Source organism: Nonomuraea sp. 10N515B (assembly GCF_052245915.1).
GTDB lineage: Bacteria > Actinomycetota > Actinomycetes > Streptosporangiales > Streptosporangiaceae > Nonomuraea.
Genome location: NZ_JBQQBQ010000003.1, coordinates 301031 through 317577, shown reverse-complemented (window position 1 = coordinate 317577; position 16547 = coordinate 301031). Strand labels below are relative to the sequence as shown.

The following is a 16547-nucleotide window of genomic DNA, read 5'->3' as shown; positions in this document are numbered from 1 at the left end:
CCGCGACGGGTTCTACCGTCTCCGGCATGACCTATTTGGTGACCGGAGCGACGGGCTCCGTGGGCAGGCATGTCGTCGACCATCTCGTACGCGTGGGGCAGCGGGTGAGGGCGCTCACCCGCGACCCGGGCCGAGCACGATTGCCCGAGCAGGTGGAGGTCGTCCAGGGCGACCTCAGCCGCGCCGAGACGCTCGTCCCCGCGCTCCAGGGCGTCGAGGGCGTGCACCTCATCGACGTCGGCGGGTCCGGCTACGCGCCGCTCCCCAACGGCAAGGAGATCGTCCAGCTGATCGCCGAGGCCGGCGTGCGCCGGGTGACGCTGCTCAGCGGCTGGTCGCAGGGAACGCTGGAGCCCGCCGTGACCGCGAGCGACCTGTCGTGGACCTACGTCCAGCCGACCGAGTTCATGGCGAACGCCCTCGTGTGGGCGGAGTCCGTCCGGACGAGGGGTGTGATCGAGGAGCCCTTCGGCGCGACGAAGACCGCGATGGTGCACGAGGCGGACATCGGCGCCGTGATCGCCACCGTGCTGGCGGAGGACGGGCACGCGGGCCACTCCTACGGCCTCACCGGCCCTGAACTGCTCGACATGCCGGCCAAGGTGGCGACCCTGTCGAAGGCGATCGGCAAGGAGATCGCCTTCGTCGAGCTCACGGTGGACGAGATGCGCGAGCGTTACCGGGCCGAGGGCGTCCCCGAGGAGATGATCGAGTTCCAGATCGAGGTCTTCGGCAACGTGCCCGAGGACGCCTACCAGATCACGCCCACCGTCGAGCAGGTCACGGGGCGCCCACCGCGCACGTTCGCGCAGTGGGCCGCCGAACATGCCGCGGTTTTCAGTCCAGGCCGCGGCGCTTGAGCAGCGGATCGATGCTCGGCTCCCGCCCCCGGAAGTTGCGGAAGGCGGTCAGCGGATCGAGGCTTCCGCCGCGAGAGAGCAGCTCACGGCGGAAGTGATCGCCGTTCGCCCTGGTCAGGCCGCCGTTCTCCTTGAACCACTCCACACTCTCCGCATCCAGCACCTCGCTCCAGATGTAGGAGTAGTAGCCGGCGCTGTAGCCGCCGGAGAAGATGTGCGCGAAGTAGTTGGTCCGGTAGCGAGGCCTGACCTGTGGCACGGCGATCTGGGCCGTCTCCAGCGCCGCCGACTCGAACGCCTCGGCGTCGGCCACCGTCTCGCCGGGGGCCAGCTTGTGCCAGGCCCAGTCGAGCAGCGTGGCGGCCAGGTATTCGACGGTCTTGAAACCCTGGTTGAACTTCTCGGCCGCCTGCAGCTTCTCCACCAGCTCGGCCGGCATCGGCTCGCCCGTCTCGTGGTGCTTGGCGTAGTTGGCCAGGACCTCCGGCCAGGTCACCCACATCTCGTTGACCTGTGAGGGGTATTCGACGAAGTCCCGCGGCACGCTGGTGCCGGACACGCGCGGGAAGCGCACTTGGGAGAACAACCCGTGCAGCGCGTGCCCGAACTCGTGGAAGGCCGTGTTCACCTCGTCGTACGTCAGCAGCGTCGGCCCCGAGGCCGGCTTGGTGACGTTGAGGTTGTTCATCACCACGGGCCGCAGCCCGAACAAGAGGGACTGGTCGACCAGGTTGTTCATCCACGCCCCGCCGCGCTTGGTCGACCTGGCGTACGGGTCGAGCACGAACAGCCCCAGCCGGCTCCCGTCCTCCTCGAACACCTCGAACACCGTCACGTCCGGGTGATATCCACCCAGGTCGGGCCGCTCGGTGAAGGTGACCCCGTACAGCTTGCCCGCCGCGAAGAAGACCCCGTCCCGGTAGACGCGGTTGAGCTCGAAGTAGGGGCGCATCGTGTCGGCGTCGAAGTCGTAGCGCGCCTCGCGCACCTTCTCCGAGTAGTAGGGCCAGTCCCACGGCTCGATGTCGAACCCGGCCTGTTCGGTCAGCTCCTCGGCCTCTCGCTTGGCGTTGCGCACGGCCGGCCCGACGAGCTGGCCGAGCATCTCCTCGACCGCCTCGACGGTCTTGGCCGTCTGGTCGGCCACCGAGTAAGCGGCATGGCTGGGGAACCCGAGCAGCGCCGCCCGCTCGGCCCGCAATGTCGCCATCGTGGCGGCCACCTCGAAGTTGCCCTGTGCCCTGCCGACGCTCAGCTCGTAGAGCCTGCGGCGCACGTCGCGGTTCGTCAGCTGGGCCAAACCCGGCTGGGCGGTGAAGTTGAGCAGCGGCAGGACGTAGGTGCCGTCGTCCTTGCGCAGCGCCTCGATCCCGGCCTCGTCGAACCCGTCGAGCTCCTTGGGGTCCTCGACCACCAGCGCCGACTCCGTCGAGGCCTTCAGCAGGCTCTGCGCGAAGGTGGTGGAGAGCTTCGACAGCTCCTCGTTGAGCTCGCGCAGCCGGTCCTGCTCGGACTCCGACAGGTCGGCGCCGGCCCTGATGAAGTCGTCGCGGTATTTCTCCAGCAGCCAGGCCTCCTCCGGGTCCTCCGTGGCGACCTGCTTGATGCGGGCCCACAGCGCCCGGTTGAGGTGGATCGCGTCGGCGTGCCTGGTCAGCTCCGGCGAGATCTCCTTCTCGATCTCCATGATGCCGTCGCTGGTGTTGGACGCGGCGATGCTGAAGAAGACCGTGGCCGTGCGATCAAGGATCCGCCCCGACCGCTCGAGCGCGGCGATCGTGTTGTCGAAGGTCGGTGGCTCTGTGCTGCCCGCGATCGCGTCGACCTCGGCCAGCTGCTCGGCCATGCCGCGCCGGAAGGCAGGCAGGTAGTGCTCCTCACGGATGTCGGCGAAGGGCGGCAGCTCATACGGCAGGGTGCTTGGGGCGAAGAACGGATTCTCGGCCAACGCTCGGGCTCCTCCACGTGGTGTTTTGTCCCCCTCAGCTTGGCACGTCACGGCCGCTTCCGTGCGCGGCACAAGGTCCGTCCGCGAATCGTTTTGGTCTTACCCCCCGAGCTGGGCTATTCTTTCGGACGTCGCCCAAGCGCGCCTCTAGGGGTTCGCAGCGGTGGGGTATGGTGTAATTGGCAGCACGACTGATTCTGGTTCAGTTAGTCTAGGTTCGAGTCCTGGTACCCCAGCAGTGAACGGATGTCTCCCAAGGAGACGTCCGTTTTTGCATTTCGCCCTCGCGAACGTCGCCAAGCACGCCAGAGCCTCCGGAACGGCCCTCACGCTCTCGTACACCGGCGAACCCCTCCTTCTCGACATCGGGCCATGACGGGGCCGGTTTCGCCCGGCAGACGCCCGCTGACGGCTGCCCGCCATCACCAGTCGGATCCGCCGCCACAGACCGGATCTGATGGCCGGATAAGCGGTTTGGTTGTGGTCTGCGGGGTGCGGTAGAGTTACCTGCGTCGCCGGGGGAGTCCCCGGCACACGAGCTTGTGGACAGGGTCCCGTCGTCTAGTGGCCCAGGACGCCGCCCTCTCAAGGCGGTAGCGCCGGTTCGAATCCGGTCGGGACTACCACTGGTCACAAGCCCGCGAAGGTCCCGTCGTCTAGTGGCCCAGGACGCCGCCCTCTCAAGGCGGTAGCGCCGGTTCGAATCCGGTCGGGACTACGTCTGCTTCTCCGCTCCGGCGCCCATGGCCCCGGAGCGTTTTGCTTTTCCCGCCAGGTGACGATTCTCACGCGAACCGAAAAGGCCCCCGCCGCGAACGGCGGGGGCCTCAGAATCCGGCAGCGGCGCTGAACAGCGCCGCGCTCAGGCGGAGCGAGCCTTGTAGAGGGCGCGTCTGGCCACCTTGGCGACCTGCTTGTCCGGATGCACCTGGGCGATCAGATCCAGCAGCTCCTCCACATGCGCGTGCGGAATCTTCCAGATCACCTCGAGCAGGTCGTTGAGCAGGTCCGGCCCGATGTCCTGCAGGCTGCTCACGAACTCCGACCGCCCGAGCCCGGCCGAGATCGTCCACATGTCCAGGATCAGCCAGTGCGTGTCATCCTGCGTCGGCTCCGGCGCCCCCTCGATCTCCAGCTGGCTCAGATGGGTCGCCGCGTAGGGCCGCAGCGAGGGCTGCTTGAGCGCCGCCTGCCAGGCGGGGATCGCATCCTGCCCCAGGGTGCCGACCACACTGGCCGCCTGCACCCTGATCAGCGCGTCGCTCTCGTCCTCCGCCGCCGCCTCCAGCAGCTCCTCGGCCGCCTTGCCCGGCTCGCGCAGCCGCATCCAGGCCGCGAACTCCGCGTCGGCCTCGTCCTCGGGCAGCTCCGCGCTGAGCGCGAGCAGCTCGTGGGCGCTCATGGACTCGATCGCCGGCCGCGCGTCCAGCTCGATGTCGGCGTCGTCCACCAGGTGGACGACGCCTTCGGTGCCGAGGGGCGTGAGGCTGAGCGTCCGGTCCTGGACCTCGACCATGCCGTAGCCCACGAGCCAGTCGATCGGGGGCGCCAGCGGGTCGTCCGCCGCCTCCCACGCATCGGCGCCCAGCTCCTCGTCGAGCTCGGCGGCGGCCTCGGACAGCTCCTGCGCCAGCTCGTCGAGGTCGCGTGAGCCGCCCGCCAGCAGCAGCCTGACCAGCATGCCGCGGGTCAGGCCCGCCAGGGCCATGGTGAGATCTTCGTCCTCGAGCTCCGGGTCGCCGTAGTCGATCGAGTGCAGCCCGAGCATCCACGCGTCGAGGACGTCCTCGTCGTCGTCGAACGGCCACTCCGAGGTGTCGTCCTGCACCCCGACCGTGTTGCCGTCGCCCGGCTCCAGGAACTCCAGGTCGACGGCCAGGTTCCAGATGTTCCACAGCTGCGGGACGGCCTCGGAGATCGGGCCGTCGGTCTCCGGTCTGGGCAACCCGACGACCCTCAGCGCCTCCTCCACCTCGGCGTCACTGAGGAGCGTGTCCTGGCCCACCCGGCGCCCCGACCCGACCCACACGGCCAGGTCGCGGGCCTTGGCGATCAGCGGCGCCTGGCGGGCGGCCGCGGCCAGCTCCGAGTCGGGCCGCAGCCTGATCGTGTCGAGATCGGAGAGCTCGTCGGCGAACGGCTCGAAGTCGCCGAGGTCGCCGGCCTCGTCTTCCTCGTCGTCGCCCTCGGCGTCCTCCAGCAGCTCCTCCATGAGGTCGACGAACTCGTCCTCGACGTCATCGAGCTCGGCCTGCAGATCGGCGAGGGAGTCCGAGTCCTTGGTCAGCCTGCCGGTCTGCGAGAGGAACGTCAGGTACGCGTCCACGGCCGGGAGCATCCCGTCGGCGGCGGCGTCGGGATCCTCCACGACCTTGGGTATGCGGTCGAGCAGCAGGTTGCGCAGGTCGGCCCGCTTCCAGGTGCCGAGATCCTGCGAGAAGGCGAGACGGTGCCACAGTGCGGCAGGGCCCACGAGCTCGGGGTCGCTGTCGGGCGCGTTGGCCCGCGCCCACATGATGAACTCTTCGAGCAGGGGTCGCAGCTCAGTGGCGGCTACCTCGATGCGATCGGTCACGCACTCAGGCTAGTGCGCTCCCGAGGCACTCGGCTCCCCAAATACGTGCTTTTGCTGATCATGACGTGCGACGCATGGCCTCCGTGATGCGTTCGGCAGCCGCCATGACGGGCACCGCGTGCAGCCGCCCAGGTGCCCGCGTCAGCCTTTCTATGGGGCCGGAGACGGAGACCGCGGCGATCACCTTCCCGCCGCTGCCCCTGATCGGGGCGGAAACACTGGCCACGCCCTGCTCGCGCTCGCCGACGCTGTGGGCCCACCCGCGGCGGCGTACGGAGGCCAGCGTGGCGGCGGTGAACTTGGCGCCGCGCAGGCCGCGGTGCAGCCGGTCGGGCTCCTCCCACGCCAGCAGTATCTGGGCCGCGGAGCCGGCGGTCATGGGCAGCGCCGAGCCCACGGGAACCGTGTCACGCAGGCCGCTGGCCCGCTCGGCGGCCGCCACGCAGACCCGCTCATCGCCCTGGCGGCGGTAAAGTTGCGCACTCTCCCCGGTCAGATCCCTCAGCTGCATCAGCACGGGTGCGGCCACCGCCAGCAGTCGGTCCTCGCCGGCCGCTGTGGACAACTCCGACAGCCGCGGGCCGAGCACGAATCGGCCCTGTGTGTCACGGCTCACAATGCGGTGGTGCTCAAGTGCGACGGCCAGCCGGTGGGCGGTGGGGCGGGCCAGGCCGGTGGCCTGGACGAGCTGCGCCAGTGAAGCGGGCCCCGCTTCGAGGGCATTGAGTACAAGAACCGCCTTGTCGAGTACTCCGACTCCGCTAGAGTTGTCCATACACCGATACTGCAGTCTCGACATATGAGAAAGCAAGTCGGAGGGAAGTTCTCAAGGAGGAGAGATCATGGGCCGCACACTGGCCGAGAAGGTCTGGGAGCAACACGTCGTCAGGCGTGCCGAGGGCGAACCTGACCTGCTCTACATCGACCTGCACCTCATTCATGAGGTGACCAGTCCGCAGGCGTTCGACGGGCTCCGTCTCGCCGGCCGGAAGGTGCGACGACCCGATCTCACGATCGCCACCGAGGACCACAACGTGCCGACCGTGCTCGGCCCGATCTCCGACCCGGTGTCCAAGACCCAGGTCGAGACCCTGCGCAAGAACGCGGCCGAGTTCGGCATCAGGCTCCATCCGATGGGCGACGCCGGGCAGGGCGTGGTGCACATCATCGGCCCGCAGTTCGGCCTGACCCAGCCGGGCATGACCATCGTGTGTGGCGACTCTCACACCTCGACGCACGGCGCGTTCGGCGGCATCGCGTTCGGCATCGGGACCTCCGAGGTCGAGCACGTGCTGGCCACGCAGACGCTGCCGGCCTACCGGCCCAAGACGATGGCCATCGAGGTCTCCGGCGAGCTGCCCGTCGGCGTCACCGCCAAGGACCTGATCCTGGCCATCATCGCCAAGATCGGCACCGGCGGCGGGCAGGGCTACATCGTCGAATACCGCGGTGAGGCCGTGCGCAAGCTCTCCATGGAGGGCCGCATGACGGTCTGCAACATGTCGATCGAGGCTGGCGCCCGGGCCGGCATGATCGCGCCGGACGAGACCACGTTCGCCTACCTCAAGGGCCGCCCGCACGCGCCTGAGGGCGAGGCGTGGGACCAGGCCGTCGAATACTGGAAGACGCTGCGCACCGACGACGACGCCGTGTTCGACAAGGTCGTGGAGATCGACGCCTCGACGCTGACGCCTTTCGTCACGTGGGGCACCAACCCCGGCCAGGGCCTGCCGCTGGGCGCGTCCGTTCCGTCGCCGGAGAGCTTCTCCGACCCCGTCGAGCGCTCGGCCGCCGAGCGGGCCCTGGAGTACATGGGCCTGACCGCCGGCACGCCGCTGCGCCAGATCGAGGTCGACACGGTGTTCGTCGGCTCGTGCACCAACGGCCGCATCGAGGACCTGCGCTCGGCCGCCGAGATCCTGCGCGGCCGTCAGGTGAAGACCCGCACGCTGATCGTGCCCGGCTCGATGCTGGTCAAGCTGCAGGCCGAGCAGGAGGGCCTGCACGAGGTGTTCAAGGCCGCGGGCGCCGAGTGGCGCGAGGCCGGCTGCTCGATGTGCCTGGGCATGAACCCTGACACCCTCCAGCCGGGCGAGCGCAGCGCCTCGACCTCCAACCGCAACTTCGAGGGCCGCCAGGGCAAGGGTGGCCGTACCCACCTGGTGTCGCCGCAGGTCGCCGCCGCGACCGCCGTCACCGGCCGCCTGACCGCTCCCGCCGACCTGTAAGGAAACAGACAGATGGACGCTTTCACCACCCACACCGGTACGGCGGTGCCGCTGCGCCGCAGCAACGTCGACACCGACCAGATCATCCCGGCCGTCTGGCTCAAGCAGGTCAGCCGCACCGGCTTCGAGAAGGGCCTGTTCGCCGCCTGGCGCGAGGACCCGACGTTCGTCCTGAACGACCCCGCCTACGAGGGCGGCACGATCCTCGTCTCCGGCCCCGACTTCGGCACCGGCTCCTCCCGCGAGCACGCCGTCTGGGCGCTGCAGCAGTACGGCTTCCGGGTCGTCATCGCTGCCCGCTTCGGCGACATCTTCCGCAACAACTCCACCAAGATGGGCCTGCTGCCGGTCATCCTGCCCGGCGACAAGGTCGAGGCCCTGCAGTCGGCCGTCGAGGCGGACCCCAAGCTGGAGATCACGGTTGACCTGGCCGAACGCCAGGTGCGCTGGGCGGACGAGGTCCTGTCTTTCGAGATCGACGACTACACGCGCTGGCGGCTCATGGAAGGCCTCGATGACATCGGGCTGACCCTGCGTCATGCCGAGGATGTCGGGGCGTACGAGAATGGTCGGCAGCCATGGCTGCCGAGGACCGTCTAGAAGACGACGAACTGGCGCGGCGGTTGCGCGAGGCGCACCGCCGCGTCCGCATGCTGCCCGCCAGCGACAAGGAGCGGCTGGCCCGCCGCTATCTCGCCATCTGTGACCTGGCCAAGCGTGACCCGGAAAGGGCGTCCGCCCGGCTCGAGGCCTTCTTGAGCGCACTCGACACGCCACGCAATGACGAAAACACGCTCGGTGATTGAGTTCCTTCGCGATCCCGCCTACTTTCAAGCGCGTAAGGGGTTTCTACGTTGAACTCGTGAGCTGGAACCCCGAGCCATAACTGGGGGAGCAGGACTTTCATGAACAAGCGAGAACTCGTCGAGGCCATCGCGGATCGGGTGGGGGACAGGAAGACGGCCACCGAGGCCGTGAACGCGGTCATCGACGCCGTCCAGAAGGCCGTGGCGAGCGGCGACAAGGTCTCGATCACGGGCTTCGGCGCGTTCGAGATGGTGCACAAGCCCGCCCGCACGGCGAGGAACCCGTCGACCGGCGCGGAAATCAACGTTCCGGAGAGCTGGGGGCCGAAGTTCCGGCCCGGCTCTGATTTCAAGGAGCTGGTGAACGCGGGCGGGCGGAAAGTCGGCAAGAAGAAGTAAATCCAGCGGACCAGCACGCCCGGACCCCGCGGTCCGGGCGTCCGCATTTCCGGGACCGGCTACGGCCGGGGACCTACGGGTTCGGGACCGGGAAGGTCGAGAGCGTGATGTAGGTGATCTCGTCGCCCGACATCGCCAGATTCACCCGCTGCCCCGAGCGCAGCAGCCGCAGCGGGCCCGCGTCGAAGGCCGACGTGCCGAACTCCAGCACGGTCCCGTCGTCCAGGAAGACCGTGCCTGACCGCGTGGCCTCGTCAAAGGTGCGTACCGTCGCCTGCACGCAGACCAGCCTAAAGCGTTTGCCCCGGCCCGGCGAGCACGCGAGGATCGCCGAGTATGCGGGGCGACTTCCGGCGGTTCACCTGGGCCAACGGCGTCACCCAACTGGGCACGCAGGTCACGGTCGTCGCACTGCCGCTGACCGCCCTGCTCGCGCTGGACGCCGGAGGCTTCGAGCTGGGCCTGCTGTCGGCCGCCCAGATGGTGGCGTTCCTGGTGATCGGGCTGCCGGCCGGCGTCTGGGTGGACCGGGCACGCCGCCGTCCGATCCTCGTCTGGGCCGACCTGGCCAGAGGCGTCGCGCTGCTGACCGTCCCCGCCGCCGCCTGGCTGGGCGTGCTCACGTTGCCGCACCTGTACGCCGTCGCGCTGGTGCTGGGCGTGGGCACGGTGTTCTTCGACGTGGCGCAGATGAGCTTCCTCCCGGCGATCGTTCCCAAGGAGGGGCTCGAACGCGCCAACGGCCGGCTGGAGGTCACCAGGCAGATGTCCGTGCTGGCGGGGCCTGGGCTGGGCGGCTGGCTGGTCACCGCGCTGACGGCCCCGTTCGCCCTGCTCGCCGACGCGCTCGGCTACGTCGTGTCGGGGTTCCTGCTCGCCGGGGTACGGGCCGAGGAGGGGCGGGGACCGGCAGAGGAGCGCGGGCGGGGGTGGCGATCGGAGGTCGCCGAGGGGATCGCCTTCGTCGTCCGGGACCCCGTGTTGCGCCGGATCGCCATCGGTGGGGCGCTCACCAGGCTTGCGCTCGGCGCCGGCGCGGTCGGCTCTCCGCTGTATCTGGTGGCGGAGCTGGGCGTCGGCGCTACCGCCTACGGCCTCCTGCTGTCGGCCTCCGCCGTCGGCGCCCTGGCCGGCGCGCCGCTGGCAGCCCGGCTGGCGGCCAGGTGGGGAGTCGGCCCGACCCTCTATGGTTCCGCCCTGGCGACGATGGTGCTCTACCTGCCGGCCCTGGCTACCGGACCGGGATGGCGACTGCTGACCTTCCCCGTCTTCTCGGCCCTGGCCGGCGCCGCCGCCGTGGTGTTCAACATCGCCCAGCTCAGCCACCGCCAGCGCATCACCCCCGAACGCCTGCTCGGCCGGGTCAACGCCAGCATGCGCTTCCTCATGTGGGGCGCGATGCCCCTGGGCGGGCTGGCCGGCGGCGCGCTGGGGGAGTGGCTCGGCGGGTACGCGGCCTTCGCCGCGGGCATCGCCGGGGTCGCCCTGTCGTATCTCGCCGTCGTCCTCGCTCCGGGGATCACCCGCGCGGCCGCTCGATGACGGCCTCAGGTTCAGGGCGACTCGGGCCACAGCCGGGCGACCACGGCGGCTGTGTGCGGCCCCAGCCCGAGCGCGACGGCCGCGCGCAGGTCGTCGGGCGTGTCCACGTCGCGCCTGACCGAGTCGATGCCCGGCACGGACAGTTCCTTCGCCCCACCGGCCAGGTGCTTGGCCCGCGACTCCCCGCCGAACCGCGGCGAGAAGGCCACACCGGGACGTACCCCGTAGAAGGTCGTGCCGACGTCGAGCGCGTCCGGCACGAAGGACTGGTCGAACTCGGCCGCCGCCGCCAGCGCCACCTCCAGCTCCGCCGGCCGCAGGGCGGGCAGGTCCGCCTGGAGCGCGCCCACCGCGTCGCCGGACGCCACGCGTGCGGCGTGGGCGGCGCCCGTACGCAGCGCGGTGTTCAGGCCCCGGTCGGGGTCGGGCACCACGTCGGCGCCCAGCGCCGCCAGCGGTCCTGCGGCGGCCGGGTCGGCCGTCACCACGATCACCCGTGCCACCGGCGGGCAGGCGAGCGCCGCCGCGACGGTGTCACTGGCCACGGCCACGGCGAACTCGGTGCGATGCGGGCCCGTCGCCGCCGCCAGCCGAGTCTTCGCCGCGACCAGCGTCTTCACCGGGATCACCAGCGACCATCGGATGTTCATAGGGTGGAACCGTTTCTCATAGTCGCTACGAAACCTAAGGCTCTGCCACGATCTCTTCGTGGCTGTGTTGGTTCAACAAACTGACCACGCTGTCTGCGCGGGTGTTGCGGCGATTACGCTAACGCGGGATCGGCCGAGGGGCTGATGGACACGCCTGTGGGAGGCCGCCCCGCCGCGGTCCCGCCCGCCCGATTTGCCGGAAATACTTAGGTGGGCACAGAGAATCGCAGCGCTTAAGCATCGCGCCCCCCGCGGCCAACCGGGAGACTTGGGGCGCAGACCGGAGGAGGAAACCATGAGCCGCCCCACGCGACCATCGCGTTTCTGGGAAACCCTGGCAGTGATCATCGTGAAACCGCTGTCCCGGCTCCTGGTCAAGCGGGATTGGCGGCACGGCGAGCGCATCCCCCGCACCGGTGGCGTGATCATCGCGACGAACCACCTCTCCTGGACGGACCCGGTCCTGCTGTCCCACTTCCTCTACAACAACGGGCGCTGGCCGGTCATCCTCGCCAAGTCGGCCCTGTTCAAGGTGCCCTTCCTGGGCAAGGCGGTGACGGCCCTGCTGGCCATCCCGGTCGATCGCGGCAGCAGCGAGGCGGCCAGGTCGCTGCGCGCCTCGGCCCAGCGGCTCGACGACGGGTGCGCGATCCTGTTCTACCCCGAGGGCACCTGCACCCGTGATCCCAACCTGTGGCCCATGGTGGGCAAGACGGGCGCGGCCCGGCTGGCGCTGGAGAGCGGCGCCCCGGTCATCCCGGTGGCCCATTGGGGCGCGCAGGAGCTGCTGCCGTACGGGGAGAAGAAGCCGAGGTTGTTCCCGCGCAAGACGTTCCGCGTGACGGTGGGCCCGCCGGTGGATCTGTCGAAGTACGCGGGCCAGCCGCTGCAGGCCGGCGTGCTGCGCGAGGCGACGGCCGACATCATGGCGGCGATCACCGAGCAGCTGGCCGAGCTGCGTGGCGAGAAGGGCCCCGAGACGCCGTATGATCCGGCTGGGCGGTGATGGCATGACAAAGGTGGCCGTGTTCGGCACGGGCTCGTGGGGGACCACGTTCGCCATGATCCTGGCGGAGGCCGGCAACGAGGTCACGCTGTGGGGCCGCAGGCGGGAGCTGACCGAGGCGATCGACCGTACCCACACGAATCCGGACTACCTGCCCGGCATCCCCCTGCCCGAGTCGCTGCGGGCCACCACCGACCCGGCGCGGGCGCTGGACGGGGCGGAGTTCGTGGTGCTGGCCGTGCCGTCACAGCAGCTCCGGCCCAACCTGGCCCGCTGGCGCGAGCACCTCCCTCCGGGCGCGATCCTGGTCAGCCTGATGAAGGGCATCGAGCTCGGCACGACCAAGCGCATGAGCGAGGTGATCCGCGAGGTCGCCGAGGTGCCGGAGGAGCGGGTCGCGGTGATCTCGGGTCCCAACCTCGCCCTGGAGATCGCCCAGCGCCAGCCCGCCGCGACGGTCGCGGCCTGCACGGACCTGTCCGTGGCCGAACGGCTGCAAGCGATCTGCCACCTGCCGCCGTGGTTTCGCCCCTATACCAACCCCGACGTGGTCGGCGTCGAGCTCGGCGGTGCGGTGAAGAACGTCATCGCGCTGGCCGTGGGTGTCTCCGCGGGCATGGGCATGGGCGACAACGTCAGCGCCATGCTCATCACCAGAGGGCTGGCCGAGATTTCCCGCCTGGGCGCCGCGCTGGGGGCCGACCCGCACACGTTCTCGGGGCTCGCCGGGATGGGTGACCTGGTCGCCACCTGCACCTCGCCGCTGTCGCGCAACCGCACGTTCGGCGAAAACCTGGGCCGGGGCATGACGCTGGCGGAGGTGATCGCCGCCACCAAGCAGACCGCCGAGGGCGTCAAGTCCTGCGAGTCGGTGCTGGCGCTGGCCAGGAAACACGACGTGGAGATGCCGATCACCGAGGTCGTCGTCGGCGTCGTGCACGACGGCATGTCCCCGGCAGAGGCGGGGATGCTGCTCATGTCGCGATCGCCCAAGCCGGAGCGATATGGCCTCTGATCTGTGCTCGCGGCGTGCTTGGCTCGCTGTCCTGCGGACACCCCGGTAGATTCGGACACCATGAGCAAGCCACGCGTCGCCGTCGTTTTCGGAGGTCGCAATTCCGAGCATGCCGTGTCCCTGATGGGCGCGGGCAGCGTGCTGGATGTGATCGACAGGAGCAAATATGAGGTGATCCCGATCGGGATCGCCCAGGACGGCAGGTGGGTGCTGGCCGCCTCCGACCAGCGCTTCGCCATCGAGGGCGGCGAGCTGCCGGTCGTCGACAGCTCGGGCGCGGCGCTGGCGCTGCCGTCCGGCGGCCCCTCGCTGGTGGCGTACGACCCGGGCAGCATCCCCGTGGAGCTCGGCTCGGTCGACGTGGTGTTCCCCGTGATGCACGGGCCGTTCGCCGAGGACGGGACGATCCAGGGGCTGCTGGAGATGGCCGGGGTGCGATACGTCGGCTCCGGCGTGCTGGCCAGCGCGGTCGGCATGGACAAGGCCCACATGAAGACCGTGATGGCCGCGGCTGGGCTGCCGACCGGCCCCTACGTGGTCGTACGTGACCGGGACTGGCGGACCAACCGCGAGCTCGTGCTGAAGGAGGCGGAGGAGCTCGGCTGGCCGGTGTTCGTCAAGCCCGCCAGGGCCGGCTCCTCGCAGGGCATCTCCAAGGCGCACGACCGGGAGCAGCTGGCGGAGGCCGTCGAGTTCGCCAGGCAGCACGACCCCAAGGTGCTCATCGAAGCCGCGATCGAGGGGCGTGAGATCGAGTGCGCGGTGCTGGAGTCGTTCGGTGACGAGCCCGCGGCCGCGTCGCTGCCCGGCGAGGTGAAGGTCGAGGGCGGGCAGGAATTCTTCGACTTCGAGGCGAAATATTACCCCGACCAGATGTCGCTGACCGTGCCCGCCGACCTCCCGGCGGAGACGGCCGAGGAGCTGCGGGCCATGGCCGTGCGGGCGTTCGAGGCGCTCGACTGCGAAGGTCTCGCACGGGTGGACTTCTTCTACACGCCTGACGGCAAGCTGGTCTTCAACGAGATCAACACGATGCCGGGGTTCACGTCGCTGTCGGTGGCGCCGCAGCTCTGGGCCGCGACGGGGCTGCCGTATCCGGCGCTGGTGGACCGGCTCATCCAGCTCGCGCTGTCCCGGTCGCCAGGGCTGCGCTGACGGTCAGCGGGGGGAGAGCGTGTAAAAGATGGTGGAGTCCGCGGGTCCGCCGCCGGCGGCCTGGGGCGCGATCTGGGCGATCGGCTTGGACAGGTCAGCGAGCACCTCGGCGGCGGTGTGCTCGCCGCCGACCGTGACCTCCACATACGCGGAGTCGGTCACGGCGGTGAACAACGCGGGCTTTTCCGGATCGGGGAACCAGCCGACGCCGTCGATCTCCTGCAGCTGGTCGGTGGGCGCCATCCTGGCCGGCCGGGGCACGCCGCAACGCAACGCGATGACGCCGTCGCCCCAGACGGCCACGTACGGCGACTCCGGCGTGGACGTGCTGCGCGGCGCCCCGTCGAGCGTCTGGGGCAGGAGGGGTGCCAGCTTGTCGCAGGCGGCTGCCGCCTGGCCCTGCGGCGCGGGCGGCTCGACCTGCACGGTGCCGCCGCAACCGGCGAGTGCTAGGAGAACGAGCAGGATGGCGGCGGCACGCATGCGACGACTACTACCCTCAGATGTGAACGATCGGACACGTAAGAGTACGCGTGATCCCGTCCACCGCCTGAATCTGCGCCACGACGAGTTTGCCCAGTTCGTCGACGTTGCGGGCCTCCGCGCGGACGATCACGTCGTAGGGGCCCGTCACGTCTTCAGCCTGAGTGACCCCAGGAATCCCGGAAATCTCATGAGCCACCGCAGCGGCCTTGCCGACCTCGGTCTGAATAAGGATGTAGGCCTGCACCATTACGTCCTCCCAGGCGATTGGATCACGCCGAAGGGCCACCGTACCCTGTGTGCGTCAGGAGGTGCGTCATCACAGTCGGAGATCTCGGCGAATTCGGAGCGATAAATCGTATTACCGGACGTCTGCCCCAGGGCGCGGCAGTGATGCTGGGCCCGGGTGACGACGCCGCGGTGATCGGTGCGCCTGACGGGCGCGTGGCGGTGTCCACGGATCTGCTGATCGAGGGTAGACACTTTCGCCGGGACTGGTCCAGTGGTTATGACGTGGGTCGCAAGGCCGCCGCGCAGAACCTCGCGGACGTGGCCGCCATGGGGGCGACGCCCACGTGCATCGTGGTCGGGCTCGGGATGCCGGCGGACCTGCCGGTGGCGTGGCTGGACGCGCTGACCGACGGGATCCGCGACGAGTGCGCCGTGGTCGGCGCGAGCGTGGCCGGCGGCGACATCACCCGCTGTGACCTGGTGGTCCTCGGGGTGACCGCGCTGGGGGACCTGGGCGGGCGGCCGCCCGTCACCCGTGCCGGTGCGGCGCCGGGGCAGGTTGTGGCGGTCTCGGGACGGCTCGGGTACGCCGCCGCAGGGTGGGCGCTGCTCGACGCCGGCGCGCCGGTGGACTCCGCCGCGCTCCAGGAGGTCGTGGCCGCGCATCGGCGGCCGTGTCCCCCGTACGCGGAGGGTCCGCGGGCGGCGGAGCTGGGCGCGACCGCGATGCTCGACGTCAGCGACGGGCTGCTGCAGGACCTCGGCCACGTCGCCAAGGCCAGCGGGGTGCGGGTGGAGCTGGATCCGCAGGCGTTCGCCATCGGGGAGCCGGTGGCCGCGGCGGCCAAGGAACTCGGAGTCGATCCGCTGGAGTGGGTGCTCACGGGGGGCGAGGATCACGCGCTCGCGGCCGTGTTCCCCCAAGGGGTACGGCTGCCGGCGTCGTGGCATGTCGTGGGCCGGGTGGTCGAGGGTGACGGCGTACTGGTCTATGGGCGTGAGATAGGACACGGCGGGTGGGATCACTTTCGGTAACGATCTGTCCCGATTTGAGTGATAATTGCCCGATTTGTGGTATGACTAGTGGGATTGCTGTGACAACGGCGTATCAAAGGTGTTATGAAGATTGGCGGCCACTGTAACCGGCAGAAAGGGCAGCCATGGGCCGCCACGGCACAGGTGGATCCGACGACGGGGATGAATGGGGGAGCGGCAGCGCATTCTGGGGTCCTGACGAGCAGGACGAGCCGCCTGGTTGGCCGTCGCTGCCGGACCGGCCCGAGGTGACGGGGCAGTGGGCCCCGATGCCACGGAGGGAAGGCGAGCCGCCGGCGCGCGGAGCGCAGCCCGAGCCGTTCGAGACCACCGGCGCCTTCGCGCAGCCGCCGAGCCCGTATGACGAGCAGGCCGGGCCTTTCGAGACGACGGGTGCGTTCACCCGCCCGCCGGAGTGGGACTCGCCTCCCGACCGCCGCGGTCCAGGCGCCCCGAACGAGTCGAGCTTCCCAGGTGGTCCCAGCCCTTCAAACGTTCCAGGCTCTTTCGGCACTCCAGGGCCGGCAGGGTCTTTCGGCCCTCCAGGGCCGGCGAGCGGCGCCGGTGGCGCGGGGCCGGTCGGCGGTTTCAACGCCCCCCACGGCCCCGAGGTC

General features: G+C 69.9%; 17 protein-coding genes and 3 tRNA genes. 13 read left to right on the top strand and 7 right to left on the bottom strand.

Features of this window, described 5'->3' with window-relative positions; translation table 11 throughout:
• Positions 1–26 precede the first annotated feature (26 nt).
• Complete coding sequence (locus ACTWQA_RS06010) at positions 27–860, top strand: NmrA family NAD(P)-binding protein (protein ID WP_443158270.1); 834 nt, start codon at positions 27–29, stop codon at positions 858–860.
• Here the strand turns inward: ACTWQA_RS06010 and ACTWQA_RS06005 are convergent.
• Complete coding sequence (locus tag ACTWQA_RS06005; protein WP_443158269.1) at positions 838–2808, bottom strand: M3 family metallopeptidase; 1971 nt, start codon at positions 2806–2808, stop codon at positions 838–840. The genes ACTWQA_RS06010 and ACTWQA_RS06005 overlap by 23 nt on opposite strands.
• Positions 2809–2972: 164 nt before the next feature.
• Between ACTWQA_RS06005 and ACTWQA_RS06000 the strand changes: the two genes are divergently transcribed.
• From ACTWQA_RS06000 to ACTWQA_RS05990, 3 genes are all read left to right on the top strand, one after another.
• Positions 2973–3044: transfer RNA gene (locus ACTWQA_RS06000), tRNA-Gln, on the top strand.
• A gap of 314 nt (positions 3045–3358) precedes the next feature.
• A tRNA-Glu gene (locus tag ACTWQA_RS05995) sits at positions 3359–3434 on the top strand.
• Positions 3435–3453: 19 nt separating this feature from the next.
• A tRNA-Glu gene (locus ACTWQA_RS05990) sits at positions 3454–3526 on the top strand.
• Positions 3527–3670: 144 nt separating this feature from the next.
• Here ACTWQA_RS05990 and ACTWQA_RS05985 read toward each other — a convergent pair.
• Positions 3671–5383: a hypothetical protein gene (locus tag ACTWQA_RS05985; protein ID WP_443158268.1), complete on the bottom strand. Its 1713-nt coding sequence runs from the start codon at positions 5381–5383 to the stop codon at positions 3671–3673.
• Between the two features lie 58 nt (positions 5384–5441).
• The gene (locus ACTWQA_RS05980) at positions 5442–6158 is read right to left on the bottom strand and encodes an IclR family transcriptional regulator (protein WP_043618626.1); all 717 of its coding nucleotides are present in this window, start codon (positions 6156–6158) and stop codon (positions 5442–5444) included.
• A gap of 67 nt (positions 6159–6225) precedes the next feature.
• Here ACTWQA_RS05980 and leuC point away from each other — a divergent pair, with 67 nt between their 5' ends.
• The 4 genes from leuC to ACTWQA_RS05960 all read left to right on the top strand — a co-directional run bounded on the left by leuC (position 6226) and on the right by ACTWQA_RS05960 (position 8816).
• Positions 6226–7611, top strand: coding sequence for a 3-isopropylmalate dehydratase large subunit (gene leuC / locus ACTWQA_RS05975; RefSeq protein WP_443158267.1), 1386 nt, complete (start codon positions 6226–6228; stop codon positions 7609–7611).
• A 12-nt stretch (positions 7612–7623) separates the two neighbouring features.
• Entirely contained in the window at positions 7624–8211 is a 588-nt protein-coding gene (gene leuD / locus ACTWQA_RS05970) for a 3-isopropylmalate dehydratase small subunit (RefSeq protein ID WP_443158266.1), read from the top strand.
• The gene (locus tag ACTWQA_RS05965; RefSeq protein ID WP_443158265.1) at positions 8190–8417 is read left to right on the top strand and encodes a hypothetical protein; all 228 of its coding nucleotides are present in this window, start codon (positions 8190–8192) and stop codon (positions 8415–8417) included. The genes leuD and ACTWQA_RS05965 overlap by 22 nt, the downstream gene beginning before the upstream one ends.
• A 99-nt stretch (positions 8418–8516) precedes the next feature.
• Positions 8517–8816: an HU family DNA-binding protein gene (locus tag ACTWQA_RS05960; protein ID WP_305916625.1), complete on the top strand. Its 300-nt coding sequence runs from the start codon at positions 8517–8519 to the stop codon at positions 8814–8816.
• 73 nt (positions 8817–8889) lie between these two features.
• On the opposite strand, the gene ACTWQA_RS05955 is transcribed toward ACTWQA_RS05960, so the two are convergent.
• A complete protein-coding gene (locus tag ACTWQA_RS05955) occupies positions 8890–9096 on the bottom strand; it encodes a hypothetical protein (RefSeq protein WP_305916624.1) in 207 nt (68 codons plus the stop codon).
• Positions 9097–9152: 56 nt separating this feature from the next.
• Between ACTWQA_RS05955 and ACTWQA_RS05950 the strand changes: the two genes are divergently transcribed.
• Complete coding sequence (locus ACTWQA_RS05950) at positions 9153–10358, top strand: MFS transporter (protein ID WP_443158264.1); 1206 nt, start codon at positions 9153–9155, stop codon at positions 10356–10358.
• A gap of 11 nt (positions 10359–10369) precedes the next feature.
• Here ACTWQA_RS05950 and cofC read toward each other — a convergent pair whose 3' ends face one another.
• Positions 10370–11008, bottom strand: coding sequence for a 2-phospho-L-lactate guanylyltransferase (gene cofC / locus ACTWQA_RS05945; protein WP_443158263.1), 639 nt, complete (start codon positions 11006–11008; stop codon positions 10370–10372).
• A gap of 295 nt (positions 11009–11303) precedes the next feature.
• On the opposite strand from cofC, the gene ACTWQA_RS05940 reads away from it, so the two are divergent.
• Genes ACTWQA_RS05940 through ACTWQA_RS05930 form a run of 3 tightly spaced genes read left to right on the top strand, consistent with a single transcriptional unit; the run spans position 11304 to position 14184 of the window.
• Positions 11304–12014, top strand: a complete 711-nt coding sequence (locus tag ACTWQA_RS05940; protein WP_443158262.1) for a lysophospholipid acyltransferase family protein — start codon at positions 11304–11306, stop codon at positions 12012–12014.
• A gap of 4 nt (positions 12015–12018) precedes the next feature.
• A complete protein-coding gene (locus tag ACTWQA_RS05935; RefSeq protein ID WP_327589245.1) occupies positions 12019–13029 on the top strand; it encodes an NAD(P)H-dependent glycerol-3-phosphate dehydrogenase in 1011 nt (336 codons plus the stop codon).
• A 60-nt stretch (positions 13030–13089) separates the two neighbouring features.
• On the top strand, positions 13090–14184 hold the full coding sequence (locus ACTWQA_RS05930; RefSeq protein ID WP_443158261.1) for a D-alanine--D-alanine ligase family protein: 1095 nt from the start codon (positions 13090–13092) through the stop codon (positions 14182–14184).
• 3 nt (positions 14185–14187) lie between these two features.
• Here ACTWQA_RS05930 and ACTWQA_RS05925 read toward each other — a convergent pair whose 3' ends face one another.
• Both ACTWQA_RS05925 and ACTWQA_RS05920 read right to left on the bottom strand, forming a co-directional pair.
• Entirely contained in the window at positions 14188–14667 is a 480-nt protein-coding gene (locus tag ACTWQA_RS05925; protein ID WP_443158260.1) for a DUF3515 domain-containing protein, read from the bottom strand.
• Positions 14668–14683: 16 nt separating this feature from the next.
• On the bottom strand, positions 14684–14917 hold the full coding sequence (locus ACTWQA_RS05920; RefSeq protein ID WP_138666743.1) for an Lrp/AsnC family transcriptional regulator: 234 nt from the start codon (positions 14915–14917) through the stop codon (positions 14684–14686).
• A 47-nt stretch (positions 14918–14964) separates the two neighbouring features.
• Between ACTWQA_RS05920 and ACTWQA_RS05915 the strand changes: the two genes are divergently transcribed.
• A complete protein-coding gene (locus ACTWQA_RS05915) occupies positions 14965–15933 on the top strand; it encodes a thiamine-phosphate kinase (protein WP_443158259.1) in 969 nt (322 codons plus the stop codon).
• The last annotated feature ends 614 nt before the right edge of the window (positions 15934–16547 follow it).